Source organism: Cloacibacterium sp. (assembly GCF_047601505.1).
GTDB lineage: Bacteria > Bacteroidota > Bacteroidia > Flavobacteriales > Weeksellaceae > Cloacibacterium.
This window is the reverse complement of sequence record NZ_JASGJD010000001.1, coordinates 3375743-3389601: the sequence shown is the minus strand read 5'-3', so window position 1 is coordinate 3389601 and position 13859 is coordinate 3375743. Positions and strand designations below refer to the sequence as shown.

Genomic DNA, 13859 nt, shown 5'->3' with positions numbered 1-13859 from the left:
ATTTTATTTTTGAGTAGATAGATTTCCTTGATAAAAATTAAGCAGTTCTGCATATAATGTTGCCATATATTTAGACTGAAGATATGTTTGTTCATTGCTGAGGTAAGTATTTCTGCTTACAGCAAGTTCTGTGGGTGTTAATCCACCGAATTCATATTTTTTATTGGCAAGTTCGTAGGCTAATTTTGCATTGTTTTTGGCAACTTTAGAAGATTCTTGTTGCGCTTGGTTAGAAATTGCATTTTGCCACGCTGTTTCTATATTAGAATAAAGAGTTTTCTGGGCGCTTATTTTATCTAATTTGTTTTGCTCTATTTCTATTTTGGCAAGTTTTACATTCGTGTCATTTTGTTTTTTAGAAAAAATAGGAATGTTTAAAGACAAGCCTAAAGATTTATTAAAATTGTTTTTTAATTGATTAAAATAGGTGTAATCTTGTGTGTTAGTGTATCCAGAATTTAGTCCTGCATTAGCTGTTAAAGTAGGTTTGTAACCCGCTTTTGTAATTTCTAAATCTTTTGAAAGCACATCATTTTGCAAATCGTAGATTTTTACATCTGGAAAAACTTCTTGTGCTTTAGAGAAAACTTCTTGCTTATCAGGTATAATTTTGTAAGCATCATCTAAAGTTATTTTTTCGATTTCAAAGTCTTCTTTTGGGTCAAGTTCTAATAATTGTTTTAATTTTAAAACCTGCTGATTGTAAAGATTTTTGCTGTTTACAGCATTGTATTGATTTTGAGCATTTTGTGTTTCTACATCTGCAAGGTCTAGTTTTGCAATGGCACCATTTTTATATTTTACTTCGGTAAGTTTAAGTTCTTGTGCGCTAGAATTGGCGGTATATTCTGCAATTTTAATTCCTTCAAAATAATACAAAGCTTGTAAATAAGCTTCTAAAACACTCAATGTAATGTTGTTTTCTGCTTGTTTTTGATATAATTCGGATTGAGAAGTTAGAATTTTATTTTTCTCAATTTCAAGATTTAATTTATTTCCTTGGTATAAAGTAATATTGCCAGAAACACCAAAACTATTAGATAAAATGGTTTGATTTACAAAACTACTTGTAATTGGGTCTATACTAGAACCATTGGTAAGTCCCATAGAAGCAGAACCATACACCGTAGGAAGTTTGTTGTTTTTTGCTTGTTCGTAATTTAATTGGTCTGTAGTCTTAGTTAGCGCTGCTTTTTTTACAGTTATATTATTGGCAACGGCATAATTAAGACAATCTTGAAGAGACCATACTTTTTGAGCGGAAATATATGTTCCTAAAAGTAGCAGTATTATATAGGTAAGTTTTCGCATAACTCTTATTTTATGAGACAAAATTGCTTCAACTATATATTAATCTCAAATCAAATAGACCAAATGCAAATTTTTATAGAAGAACATCTGTATTTTGTGTTGAATATTTTTTAAATTTAATTTTTGTATCAATTTTTTAAAGATGTTTTTCTAAATTTGAAAATTCAATTATAATAAAAATGCAAAACTATCTCGATTTACTCCAACATATTCTCGATAATGGAACAGACAAAACCGACAGAACAGGCACTGGAACCAGAAGCGTTTTCGGCTACCAGTTGCGCTATGATTTGTCTAAAGGTTTCCCGTTGGTTACCACAAAAAAAGTTCATCTTAAATCTATTATTTATGAATTGCTTTGGTTTATAAAAGGAGATACCAACATCAAATATCTTACGGATAACGGTGTAAGCATTTGGAACGAATGGGCAGACGAAAATGGCGATTTAGGTCCAGTTTACGGCGCGCAATGGAGAAGTTGGAAAGGTGCAGATGATAAAATAGTTGACCAATTTTCTGAAGTGATAGAGCAAATTAAGAAAAATCAGGATTCTAGAAGACTCATCGTTTCTGCTTGGAATGCTGCCGAAATTCCAAACATGGCTTTAGCGCCTTGTCATGCATTATTTCAGTTTTATGTAGCCGATGGAAAACTGTCTTTACAACTTTACCAAAGAAGCGCAGATGTGTTTTTGGGAGTTCCTTTCAATATTGCAAGTTATGCTTTGCTTACGATGATGGTAGCGCAAGTTTGTGGTTTAGAAGTAGGAGATTATGTGCATACTTTTGGTGATGTTCATATTTACAATAACCATTTTGAGCAAGTGCAAAAACAACTTTCTAGAGAGCCAAGAGAATTACCAATAATGAAAATTAATCTAGAAATTAAAGACATTTTTGATTTTAATTTTGAAGATTTTACTTTAGAAAATTACAATCCACATCCCGGAATTAAAGCACCAGTAGCGGTGTGATGAAATCATTAATACAAATATTTTTAATAGTCCTAATTCTTTTTTCTTGCAAAAAAAAGGAAGATGTTTCTTATGCTAAAATTATAGAAGACTTCCCTACAGAAAAAGCAGTTTTAGATAGTAAAGATGTGCCAGAATATTTGAAAAGTGTTGTTTTAAATATTTCTAAAATTAATGGTTATGAAAACGGAGTTTTAGCAAAAGGGCAAATTAAGGCTGCTAACTTTGAAAATTTCAAAGAATTAAAATCTTTAGCTTCTACAAAAGATTTGGTTTTATTAACCAAGAACAAAAATAGTGTTGTCGCTTTATATTCCGCAATTGCTTTGTCAGAAGCAAATTATAGTGATATTTATAAAGTCTTTCTAGATTTTTTAAAGAATAGAAAATCAAAAGTTGAAACACAAAATGGTTGTGTTATTGGTGAAGAAATCATAGCAGTAGCATTTTATAAAAATTATCTTTTTTCTGAAAAAAAAGAAGAAAAGCTATTGAGGAAATTAGACTCTTTAGTATTGTATAATACTTCAGAAGAAGAATTACTTCGTTATGCTTTTAAAAACAGATTATATCCTAGTCATTTTAAAAAACAAATAGAAAAATTAGCATTTGTTGATAAGAATAAAGATGCAATTATTTATTTATCTAATTGGCACAAAGCAGATTATAATCAAAAACTACAGTTAGAATTTAAAAGTTTATTGAATAAAGATTCGCTTAATTATTATCAATTTGAAACATACATAAGAGAGTTAGTGAGATTTAATAATATATCAAATAATGATTTTATCAAAAAAACACTAAAAAAAGATACCGTGTGGAAAGACAATGAAATTGAAATGATATGGTTTTTGAATAGGAATAATATTAATATTGATGATGACTAAGGTTTTATAAATTAAAGTTTAGATTTTATTCTAAACTTTTTTATTTTTAGAAATATTGATTAATTTTTAAAAAATAGTAACTTTGTTGAAAATCAAGGATGATGGAAATAAGAATCAGCTTAAATGAATACGCCGATATTCCTTTTATTAAGAAACTTTTGTCGCAGATAAAAGGTATTTCTGATATTGAATTGATAAAAGATAATGAGATGCTTTCCGACAAAGAAAATGAAGAAATTAAAGATTTATTATTAGAAAAAAGTCTAGAACAATCTAAAAACGGTGAAAAAGTAAAATATTCTAAAGAAATATTAGATAAAACTTTCAAATGATTGAAGTTCATTTTACCAAAATAGCACTCGATTCTTTAGACGAAATCAATACTTTTTTGAAATACAAATGGAAGCAAAAACAAATAGATAATTTCAGAAATGATATCGAAACGTTTATCCAATCTTTAGAATTGGGTATTATAAATTATCCACATTATAAAAATTCAAAAATTCAATTTGCTCTTTTAGGAAATAAGCAAGTTACAACATACTTTGTAAAAATTTCTGAAAATAATTATGATGTTTTGTTATTTTGGGCTAATAAAAAAAATCCTCAACAATTAAAAAAATTACTTAAATAAATAATGAAAAAACTAATCATTGCTGCACTATTTTTAGGTGTGTTTTTTAACGAAAATACAGCTTTCGCTCAAACAGAAATTTCTGGCAGAACAGGAGTTTATAGAGCAACTCATACTAAAGTTACAGAGCTGAAACACACTAAATTGCGTGTGAATTTCAATTTTGAAAAAGAACAAATGAATGGCGAAGCTTGGATTACTGCTTCTCCTTTTTTCTATGATTCTAATGAGTTGGAATTAGATGCTAAAGCGATGATTATTAGTGATGTATCGATAGAAAAAAATGGTGCAAGAACTCCTTTGAAATATACTTATAAAGATGATATTCTTAAGATTTCTTTGGATAAAACGTATCAGAAAAATCAAGATTACACGGTTTATATCAAATATGTTGCAAGACCAAATGAAGTGAAACAAAAAGGTTCTGCCGCGATTAATGATGCGAAAGGTCTTTATTTTATTAATGCACAAGGAAAAGACCCTAATAAACCTACACAAATCTGGACTCAAGGTGAAACCGAATCTTCATCTTGTTGGTTTCCTACCATTGATAAACCCAATCAAAAAACTACCAGCGAAATTTATATTACCGTTCCTAAAGAATATGTAACACTATCGAACGGTTTGCTAAAAGATTCTCAAAATTTAGGAGAAAATCTTAGAACAGACCATTGGGTGATGGACAAAAGACATTCTACTTATTTGTTTTTTATGGGAATTGGCGATTATGCTGTTGTAAAAGATAAATGGAGGGATAAGGAAGTGAATTATTACGTAGAAAAAGAATACGAACCTTATGCAAAACAAATTTTTGGGAATACACCAGAAATGATAGAGTTTTTCTCCAAAAGATTAAATTACGATTTCCCTTGGCAAAAATATTCTCAAATGACGGCCAGAGATTACGTTTCTGGAGCGATGGAAAACACTACTTCTACACTTCACCAAGAATCTGCTCAACAAAAACTTGGAGATTTAATTGATGAAAATAAATGGGAAGACGTAATTGCTCATGAATTATTTCACCATTGGTTCGGAGATTTAGTAACCGCAGAAAGTTGGAGTAATCTTACCGTTAACGAAAGTTTTGCAGACTATTCAGAATATCTCTGGAACGAATACAAATACGGAAAAGACCAAGCAGATTATTGGTTAATGAAATCGCTTAAAACGTCTAAAGCAGACCCTAAAAATTTTACCAAAGATTTAGTAAGATTCGATTATCACGATAGAGAAGATATGTTTGATGGAGTTTCTTACAACAAAGGAGGCGGAATTCTTCACATGTTGAGAAATTATTTGGGAGACGATGCTTTTTTTGCCGGACTTACAGATTATCTTAAAACTAACGAATATAGTACCGGAGAAGCGCATCAGTTAAGACTTTCTTTAGAAAAAGTTTCGGGTAAAGATCTCAACTGGTTCTTTAATCAATGGTATTTTGGTAGTGGTTATCCAAAATTAGAAGTTTCTTCTACTTATGATGCCATGAAAAAACAAGTTACGGTTTCTGTAGCTCAAACTCAAGACCAAAAATTTGAATTTCCTTTAGCAATTGATGTTTTAGAAAATGGTAAAATTTCTAGAAAAAATGTTTGGGTAACGGCAACTTCTAAAAATAATTTCGTTTTTGATGCAGCTAAAAATCCTGAATTAATTAATGCCAATGCAGATGGAATTTTGCTTTGTGATATTAAACAAGACAAAACGCCAGAGCAATTGTATCTTCAATATACCAATTCTAAAGATTTTCATAGCAAATACAATGCAATAGAAGCTTCTAAAGATAGTGTAGGTAAAAATCCTTTTGCTAATAAAACGATTTCGGCAGCGCTTAAAGATAATTTCTTCAGAAATAGAATGTTGGCTTTAGAATCTGTTCCAGAAGATGCAAAAGATTTCTTGGCAGATGTAGAAAAATTAGCTCAAAACGACCCAAAAACTTTGGTTCAAGGTGCTGCAATTGGAGTTTTGGCAAAAACTAAAAATCCAAAATATTCACCATTATTTGAAAAAAGTCTAAGCTCTGTTTCTAATTCGGTGAAAGCAAATGCAATTGCCGGACTTGCTGAAACTAGCCCAGAAAAAGTAGCTTCGCTTTTAGATAAAGTAGATTTAGAAAATGCCGACGAAAGCGTAATGGACAAATTATTGCCCATAATTGTGAAAAATAAAATAGTTTCTCAAATGCCAAATATTGCGCAAACCGTTGCATTTTATCCTTTTATTGCTTTCCAAAATCCTAATTTGGCGCAGCCAGCAGAAGAAGGTTTTAATTGGATAATGGATTCTGATAATATAAAAGCAGTAGAAAAACTTACAGGTATTTTAAAACAAGTAAAAGCTCAGATTGGTGATAATCCTCAAGCTAAAATGATGATTAGAGATATTCTGAAAAAAGGTTTAGACCGAAAAATGAAAGTTTTTAGAGAAAATCCGAGCAACCAAAGTTTAAATTCTCAGGTAGAATTAATCAATAAAACAGTTGAAGCGTATAACGAATAATAGAAACCATCTAAAATAAAGGGTTTTCGTTATTGAGGAAATTAATCCTATAAAAATCATCCTTTAATTTTTTGTCATGAATTTTCAACTCATTAAATTCGTACAAATTTTTTAAAAAAAGGGAAGATTAGTAAAAATATAAACATTAATAAATGAAATTCGGAATTGAAGCGGCAAGTTTCTTTGTACCAACTTTGTACTTAGAAATTAAAGATTTAGCAGAAAAACGTGGTATAGAACCTGCAAAACTAGAAAAAGGATTGGGATTGAAAAAAATGGCTTTCCCAGATGTGCACGAAGATGCAGCCACTTTTGCGGCAGAAGCTTTACTAAAATTAATAAAAGATTATAATATAAATCCTAAAGAAATTTCTAGAATTTATTTAGGAACCGAAAGTGCAGTAGATGCAGCAAAACCTACAGCTACTTATGCCATGCAAATGGTAGAAGGCGCTTTAGCAGAAGAATTTGGCGAAAGAAGTTTCAAAAATTGTGATGTTGTAGATATTACTTTTGCTTGCGTAGGAGCCGTAGATGCTTTACACAATTGTTTAGATTTTGTAAGAGCTAATCCTACAAAAAAAGCGGTAGTAATTGCAAGCGATTATGCAAAATATGAATTGGCTTCTACTGGAGAATATACTCAAGGTGGTGGTGCTGTAGCGGTTTTGGTTTCTGCAAATCCTTTACTTTTGGAGATTGAAAATCAATTCGGTGTTGCTACAGATAGCGTTTTTGATTTTTTTAAACCAAGAAGACCAACTACCAAAAATTTGGTGCAAGGTTTACCAGATACTTTTGCTGATAAAGTAGAAATTTTCACAGACGAACCTGTTTTTGAAGGGCAATATTCTAACCAATGTTATCAAGACAGAATAAGAGAAGCTTATGCTCATTATAAAGAAGAAAGTGGCAAAGTGAAACCTTATGAAAATTGGAGATTTTTGATTTTCCATTTGCCTTATGCATTCCACGGGAAGAGATTATTTACAGAGATTTTTGGAATTGAAAACGGAATGAATACTGCAACTTTTGATGATATAAAAGCAATTGCTCAAACCGAAGAATATAAAAATTTAGTAGCCGATAAAATAGAAATTTCTCAACGTGCAAGTTCCGAAATTGGTAATATGTACACCGCTTCTATTTATATGGCACTTCTTTCTTCGTTGCAAGTTTCTTATAGCAATAACGAAGAATTAGCAGGCAAAGAAATTGGTTTCTTGGCTTATGGAAGTGGTAGCAAATCTAAAGTTTTTGCAGGTAAAGTTGGCGAAAATTGGAAGAAAGTAGTTGAAAAATGGAATATTTTTGATGAATTATCAAAAAGAACAGCAATAGATTTTGATACTTACGAAAAACTCCACCGAAAGCAATTAGAACAGTCTGTAAATCCAGATTGGAAAGGTTTTGGATTAACGAAAATTGAAAAAGAAAATCCAGTTCTGGTTGGTGCTAGATATTACGCAAAAAGATAATAATGAACCGAGAGCAATCTCGGTTTTATTTTTTTTTAATAAACATGTCAATTTTTCGTTTTTAATTAATAATTTTGGTAAAATCTATTTTTAATGAGATTTAGAAAATTAATTATTTATATTCTTACATTATTTGTAATATCGGTTGGTTTTTTTAAGTCTCAAAGCCAATCAGATTTCTATATCTCTGATGGACAAGGAAATCAAAATCCGGTTATAGATTGTAGTTATCCTTTTGTAAATGGTAGTTGTATTAATTTAACGGCTAATTATCCTCAATTTAAACTTACAAATTCTTATTCTGTTTCGTCAATTCCTTATTCTCCTTATTCAGCTACGAACAAAACGGTAATTAAAGAAAATTTAGACGATTCTTTTTCCGGGACAATAGATTTGCCTTTTACTTTTTGTTTTTATGGTAATGCTTATAATAAATTAGTAATTGGCTCTAATGGAATGATAAGTTTTGATGTAGGACAAGCAAATCAGCCTAATGCGCCCAATTTTACAGATACTTTACCAAGTCAAAATTTGCCTAAAGAATCTATTTTTGGAGTGCTTCACGATATGTATTTTCTAAAAACTGATAATTCTGAAATAAATTATTCTGTTATAGGTTCAGCGCCATTTAGAAAATTTATAGTGAATTTTGAAGCAGGAAATGTTTCAGGTTGTGAACCTCAAACTTCCACTTCGCAGATTGTTCTTTCGGAAGGAAGCAATAAAATAGAGGTTTTTGTTAAAAATAAAGACCTTCCTTGTAATTTGGCAAAATATCCAAATGCTTTAATTGGAATAAATGATGCTTCTGGTAATTTGGGGGTTTCAGCTCCTGGAAGAAATACGGGAGTTTGGTCGGCTCAAAATGAAGCATGGATTTTTGCTCCTTCTGGTAGTAATTTAGTGCCTTATTTTACTTGGTTTGATGGAGCAGGAAATGTGATTGGTTATAGTAAAAATCAGATGGTTTGTCCTCAAAAAGATGAAACATTTAAAGTAAACATCGTTTACAATACTTGTAACGGGCAATCTATTACTTATACTGACGATATTAATATAAAATTTGCCACAGATTATCCTACGGTTCAGCCTTACACTAAAATAGTTTGTAATATTGCTGACAAAATTACGCTGGCAGATTATAAAAAGTTTCTTACAACTAATGATATTTCTAATTTTAATTTTGAATTTATAGATGCAGCAACTGGTTTGGCAGTAGACGAAAATACTCCTTTCTCGATAAGTTCGAATAGAAATTTTAATGTAACGGTTTCTAATAAAAATACGCCAAATTGTAAAAGAACAACTACGCTGCAATTTCAATTTTTTTCTGAGAATATTCTTACCAATCAGGTTGAAGTTTGCGATATGCTGAATGATAAAATTGAGCGTAATTATTTGTTAAGTAATTTCAGTACAAGATTAGTTGGATATAATTATTATGGAACAATTCGTTATTACTTGTCTTATGACGATGCTTTAAATAATAGAAATCAAAAAACTAATTATGATTTAGTAGATGGGAGTCAGTTTTATGTAAGATTAGATTACCAAACGTGTACCAATGTTTTAGGCCCTGTAACGGTGAAATTTAATCCAACGCCAATTGTTACGTCTCCAGTAGATATTGAAGTTAAAATGTGTGATTCTAATGATGATGGAATTGAAAATTTTAATTGGGCAGATTTGGTGAAAAATAAAGTTACAACGGATGCCGGAGTTTCTTTAATAAGAGTTTTTAGTTCTTATGACAATGCTTACAATGCATCTCCTTACAGCAGCGGCATGACTACTATTAGAGACGGACAGTATAAAGTATTTGCTAGAGTAGAATATCCTGGTGGTTGTTTTTCTATTGCAGAAATTAATATGAATGTAATTTTTGGAGTAATAAAACTTAATGATTCTAATACTTATATTTGTTTTGATGGCACGCAAGATATACCCGTAAATTTAGACACACTAACTACAGGGATGCTTCTAGACCCTTTAGACGGAACGGTTACTGGTCCTATTTATTTTGGAAATTACCAAGATGCAATGGCGAATGATCCAAATAGAATAATTCCTGCAAATCAAATTATTACAGATGATGGAGATTTTATTACCAAAACCTTCTATGCAAGGTTTGACAAAGGCACAGATTGTTATTCTATAAAAGCAATTAATGTATATTTAATTCATTTGGTTAAGAATATAGACCAATTCTCTATTTGTGATGATTTGAATGATAATACAGAAGTTGTTCAGCTTAGTAATTATTATAGATTTGTCAACTATCAATATGGAACGCAGGTTTTATTTTTTGCGTCCAATGCCGCTGCAACAGCTAATGTAAGTGGGACCAATATTACCACAGCTACAATTAACGGAAGTCTTGTGGTGTATGCTAGAGTTAGTTATAGAGATTGTGTTTTAATTTTTCCGGTAACATTTAGCCTTGCAAGTACTCCAAAAATTAAATCGGAAGTAACGGCTGTCGTTAAAAATATTTGTGATAATAATGCAGATGGTGTGGAAGAATTAGATGCTACTTTATACGAATCTCAAATTAATATCAATAATGAAAATGTAGATTTTGCGTATTATCAGTCTTATGATGCACAAAATAAAATTTTCAGTAATCCATATTATAATCCTACCAAAATTCCTGTTTCTAATGGAAGCGAGGTATATGTAAGAGTTAGAAATAGGCTTTCTAATTGTGTTTCTGCTGCTAAAATTACATTTGACTTAGAATTTTATCCGCCTATTTATTTAACCAAAAATGCAGTTCTGAAACTTTGTGATAAAGATTTAAATTTTGGAGAATCATTTGACTTAGATTTGGCGACTTCACAGATTTTTGACCAAAGTATTAATAAAGTTTTACTTTCAGATTTAGATATAACGTATTATGTTACTGAAGAAGACGCTAATAACGGAACTAATGTTGGTAAAATAACTTCTCCTTATCCTACTTCTGCGGGAAATGTTTATGTGTATGCCAGATTTCAATCTAAAACTTATGGATGTTATTCGGTAGCTCCAATCAATTTGTTGTCTTATTTTCCTGCCAAAGCAAGAAATTCTATTATTCAAATTTGTGATAATAATGTAGATGGTTTTTATGATGTGAATTTAATGGATTACACTGCTCAAATGGTGCAAATACCAAGTTCCGAAAACGTTTTTACTTTTTATCTCAATCAGGCAGATATTGGAGTTTCGGGTAAAGAAATACAGAATCCTAGCAATTTTATTCTCAATCCTTATACTTCTAAAATTTGGGTTTATGTAGAAAATTTAAAAGATTGTGGAAGTAGCGCCGAAGTAAATTTTGTAAACGGAACTCAGTTAAGTTTAAGTCAGAACCAGTTTAACAAAGACGTTTGCGATACAGGTAATGATAATAAGGAAACGATAAGTTTAACAGATTATGAAACTACATTTAGTAATTCTTCATACACTTACGAATATTTTGAAACCTATCAGGATATGACGAGTTCTCAAAATAAAATTCCAAAGTCTTCTTCTTATTTATTTGATGCAGCAAAAGGAATTACAAAATTTTATGTAAAAGTTTCACAAAGTGGTTTTTGTCCTAATTATTTTACAATAGATGTTGTTTTGAAGAAAACTCCAATGATAGAAATTCAAGACTATTATTATTGTAAAAATGACGAAATAGGATTAGAAATAAGACCAAATTTCACAGGTTTAAATGTTGTTTATTACAAATGGGAATATCCAGACGGAAGCATTTCTGAAGGAGCTAATAAAGATTTTATCTCTGGCGTAAAACAAATTGGAACGTATAAATTAACACTTACCAATTCTCTTAATTGTGATTATACCGCAACCTTCAAAGTAATAAATATAGACACTCCAGAAATTACAGCTCTTAGAGGTCAAAATGATTATTATGATGTAATTGCAACAGGCATCGCTGGTAGAAAAATTCTCTATTCTATGGATATGATGAATTGGCAAGAAAGCAATCGTTTTGGGAATTTAAAACCTGGAGATTATACTTTTTATGTAAGATATTCAGATTCAGATTGCCGTGGAGATATGAGAATGGGAAGGATTTTTAGCATCATTAATACGCTTACACCAAATGGAGACGGGATTAATGATTATTGGAAACTTTCGGGATTAGATGTTTTCCCAGAGAGTTCTACTTTGCAGATTTTTGATAAATTCGGCAATTTGGTTTACAAGCAAATTAGCAATAGCGAATTTATTTGGGATGGTAAATTCAATGGAAGAAACGTTACCACAGATGCTTATTGGTATCTCATCAATGCAGCAGACGGAAGAATCTACAACGGCTGGATTTTATTAAAAAATAGAAATTAAAATAACTAAAAAAGCTTCATCGCAGTGATGAAGCTTTCTTTTTTATTGTTCTAGTTTGAAACTGTCTTTTAGAGTAACCGTTCTATTAAAAACCAGTTGGTCTTCGGTAGAATCTTTATCTAAAGCAAAATAACCAATTCTTTGGAACTGATAATGGTCTTCTATTTTAGCATTTTTAAGACTTGGCTCGGCAAAACCTTTAATTACTTTTAAAGAATCTTTATTTACAAATTCCATAAAATCTGTTTCCTTTTCGGCATCTGGTTGTTCGTGCGTGAAAAGTCTGTCGTAGATTCTTACATCTATTGGCAATGCGTGTTTTGCAGAAACCCAGTGTAAAGTTCCTTTTACTTTTCTCATGCTTGCTTCTGTACCGCTTCCAGATTTAGAATCTTCGTCGTAAGTAGCAAAAATGGTAGTGATTTCTCCATTTTCGTCTTTTTCTACTCTCGTTGCTTTAATAATGTAAGCAGATTTAAGACGAACTTCTCCACCAATTGTTAATCTGAAGAACTTTTTAGGAGCTTCTTCCATGAAATCTTCTCTTTCAATGTAAAGCTCTCTGCTGAATGGTACTTCTCTTGTTCCTGCGTTTTCGTCTTCAGGATTGTTTTCTGTTTCCAGCCATTCTTCTTTGCCTTCAGGATAATTTTCTATAATTAATTTAACAGGATTTACCACACTCATTACTCTTGTAGAAATCTTATTAAGGTCTTCTCTTACACAGAATTCTAACAATTGAATATTGATGAGGTTTTCGCGTTTTGCAACACCTACTCTGTCTATAAATTCTCTAATGGCTTTTGGTGTATAACCCAATCTTCTCATTCCAGAAATGGTAGGCATTCTTGGGTCGTCCCAGCCTGTTACTACGTTTTCTGCAACTAATCTTTGCAATTTTCTTTTAGAAGTTACCATGTAAGTAACGTTCATTCTTGCAAATTCTCTTTGTTTATTTCTTACTTTTCCTTCTTCGTATACTTGGTCTAAATACCAATCATAAAGCGGTCTGTGATTTTCGAATTCTAAAGAACATAGCGAATGCGAAATTTGTTCTAAATAATCAGATTCTCCATGTGCCCAATCGTACATAGGATAGATTTTCCATTTTTCGCCAGTTCTGTGATGAGGTCTTTTCAAAATTCTGTACATCACAGGGTCTCTCATGTTCATGTTTGGCGATGTCATGTCTATTTTTGCTCTTAGAGACATAGCTCCTTCTTCGAATTCTCCATTTTTCATTTTCTCGAATAAATCTAAAGATTCTTCGGTGGGTCTGTTTCTAAATGGCGATTCTATACCAGCTTCTGTAGGGTTTTTTCTTTGTTCTGTAATTAATTCAGAAGGTTGTTCATCTACATAAGCTTTGCCTTGTTTTATAAGGTCTATTGCCCAATCGTATAGCTGCTGGAAGTAGTCTGAAGCGTATAATTCTTTGTCGTATTTAAAGCCAAGCCATTTAATGTCTTCTTTGATGGCATCTACAAATTCTTGTTCTTCTTTTTCGGGATTTGTATCGTCAAATCTTAAATTTACCGGGGCTCCGTATTTTTCGCCCAAACCAAAATTAATGCATATTGCTTTTGTATGACCAACGTGCAAATAACCATTCGGTTCAGGAGGAAATCTGAATCTTAGTTTAGATGAGTCTAGCCCGTTTTCAATATCATTTTCAATGATTTGTTCGATAAAATTGAGCGGTTTTTTTTCTTCTACTTCCATATTCAAT

Annotated in this window: 9 protein-coding genes; 7 read left to right on the top strand and 2 right to left on the bottom strand. The window is 31.2% G+C overall.

The genetic code is table 11. The annotated features are described in order from the left end of the window. Positions 1–3 precede the first annotated feature (3 nt). Positions 4–1311 carry a TolC family protein gene (locus QM746_RS15270; RefSeq protein ID WP_414985005.1) on the bottom strand — a complete coding sequence of 436 codons (1308 nt, stop codon included), beginning with the start codon at positions 1309–1311 and terminating at the stop codon, positions 4–6. 179 nt (positions 1312–1490) lie between these two features. Between QM746_RS15270 and QM746_RS15265 the strand changes: the two genes are divergently transcribed. The 7 genes from QM746_RS15265 to QM746_RS15235 all read left to right on the top strand — a co-directional run bounded on the left by QM746_RS15265 (position 1491) and on the right by QM746_RS15235 (position 12130). Further along, positions 1491–2285 carry a thymidylate synthase gene (locus QM746_RS15265; RefSeq protein WP_414985004.1) on the top strand — a complete coding sequence of 265 codons (795 nt, stop codon included), beginning with the start codon at positions 1491–1493 and terminating at the stop codon, positions 2283–2285. Further along, positions 2285–3172: a hypothetical protein gene (locus QM746_RS15260; RefSeq protein ID WP_414985003.1), complete on the top strand. Its 888-nt coding sequence runs from the start codon at positions 2285–2287 to the stop codon at positions 3170–3172. The genes QM746_RS15265 and QM746_RS15260 overlap by 1 nt, the downstream gene beginning before the upstream one ends. Positions 3173–3273: 101 nt before the next feature. Beyond that, positions 3274–3504, top strand: coding sequence for a hypothetical protein (locus QM746_RS15255; RefSeq protein WP_414985002.1), 231 nt, complete (start codon positions 3274–3276; stop codon positions 3502–3504). Next, the gene (locus QM746_RS15250) at positions 3501–3806 is read left to right on the top strand and encodes a hypothetical protein (RefSeq protein ID WP_414985001.1); all 306 of its coding nucleotides are present in this window, start codon (positions 3501–3503) and stop codon (positions 3804–3806) included. Before QM746_RS15255 ends, QM746_RS15250 begins: the two co-directional genes overlap by 4 nt. A gap of 3 nt (positions 3807–3809) precedes the next feature. Continuing rightward, positions 3810–6311: a M1 family aminopeptidase gene (locus QM746_RS15245; protein ID WP_414985000.1), complete on the top strand. Its 2502-nt coding sequence runs from the start codon at positions 3810–3812 to the stop codon at positions 6309–6311. Between the two features lie 152 nt (positions 6312–6463). Next, complete coding sequence (locus tag QM746_RS15240) at positions 6464–7789, top strand: hydroxymethylglutaryl-CoA synthase family protein (protein ID WP_414984999.1); 1326 nt, start codon at positions 6464–6466, stop codon at positions 7787–7789. 93 nt (positions 7790–7882) lie between these two features. Next, the gene (locus tag QM746_RS15235; RefSeq protein ID WP_414984998.1) at positions 7883–12130 is read left to right on the top strand and encodes a T9SS type B sorting domain-containing protein; all 4248 of its coding nucleotides are present in this window, start codon (positions 7883–7885) and stop codon (positions 12128–12130) included. A gap of 42 nt (positions 12131–12172) precedes the next feature. Here QM746_RS15235 and QM746_RS15230 read toward each other — a convergent pair whose 3' ends face one another. Beyond that, positions 12173–13852 carry a glutamine--tRNA ligase/YqeY domain fusion protein gene (locus tag QM746_RS15230; RefSeq protein WP_414984997.1) on the bottom strand — a complete coding sequence of 560 codons (1680 nt, stop codon included), beginning with the start codon at positions 13850–13852 and terminating at the stop codon, positions 12173–12175. Positions 13853–13859 lie beyond the last annotated feature (7 nt).

Bases quoted from the DNA above. Each gene is read 5' to 3' on its own strand.
- QM746_RS15270 (WP_414985005.1), bottom strand. From the start codon at position 1,311: ATGCGAAAACTTACCTATATAATACTGCTACTTTTAGGAACATATATT.
- QM746_RS15265 (WP_414985004.1), top strand. From the start codon at position 1,491: ATGCAAAACTATCTCGATTTACTCCAACATATTCTCGATAATGGAACA.
- QM746_RS15260 (WP_414985003.1), top strand. From the start codon at position 2,285: ATGAAATCATTAATACAAATATTTTTAATAGTCCTAATTCTTTTTTCT.
- QM746_RS15255 (WP_414985002.1), top strand. From the start codon at position 3,274: ATGGAAATAAGAATCAGCTTAAATGAATACGCCGATATTCCTTTTATT.
- QM746_RS15250 (WP_414985001.1), top strand. From the start codon at position 3,501: ATGATTGAAGTTCATTTTACCAAAATAGCACTCGATTCTTTAGACGAA.
- QM746_RS15245 (WP_414985000.1), top strand. From the start codon at position 3,810: ATGAAAAAACTAATCATTGCTGCACTATTTTTAGGTGTGTTTTTTAAC.
- QM746_RS15240 (WP_414984999.1), top strand. From the start codon at position 6,464: ATGAAATTCGGAATTGAAGCGGCAAGTTTCTTTGTACCAACTTTGTAC.
- QM746_RS15235 (WP_414984998.1), top strand. From the start codon at position 7,883: ATGAGATTTAGAAAATTAATTATTTATATTCTTACATTATTTGTAATA.
- QM746_RS15230 (WP_414984997.1), bottom strand. From the start codon at position 13,852: ATGGAAGTAGAAGAAAAAAAACCGCTCAATTTTATCGAACAAATCATT.